This is a genomic window from Myxococcus sp. AB036A (genome assembly GCF_006547355.1).
Classification (GTDB): domain Bacteria; phylum Myxococcota; class Myxococcia; order Myxococcales; family Myxococcaceae; genus Myxococcus; species Myxococcus virescens.
Genome location: NZ_VHLC01000251.1, coordinates 1 through 417, shown reverse-complemented (window position 1 = coordinate 417; position 417 = coordinate 1). Strand labels below are relative to the sequence as shown.

Here is a 417-nt window from a genome sequence, read left to right as displayed (position 1 = left end):
GGCTTCACGCCGAACTTCGCGAAGGCGTCACGCGCGAAGGGCGTCTCCATCGTCAGGCCGGTGAGCCCCACGTCGCCGGAGGGCTGGATGTAGACGGAGTCGAAGGCGCTCGCGAGGTAGTAGGCGCCGGTGCCGTTGCCCGCCTCGCCGAAGCCGTCCGCGTAGGCCACCGCCCGCTTGCCCGATGCGCGGAACGCCTTCACCGCGTCCCGCAGCTCCTGCACCTGCGCCGCGCTGCCCGGCTGGCCAATGCGCACCACCAGCGACTTCACCCGGGAGTCCGTGGCGGCCTTCTCCAGGCCCTCCACGACGTCCCGGAGTGACGTGGGCTCCTCGCCGAACGCGCCCGCCAGGGACGTGTCCAGCGTGTACTCGGGCAGCGGCTGCTGGAGGTCCAGCTCCAGCACCAGGTTGGAC

At 71.7% G+C, this 417-nt stretch carries 1 protein-coding gene; it reads right to left on the bottom strand.

All coding sequences use genetic code 11. The annotated features are described in order from the left end of the window. Positions 1-417, bottom strand: a 417-nt coding sequence (locus FL344_RS38300; protein ID WP_194863417.1) for a S49 family peptidase, incomplete at both ends; no start/stop codon positions are given.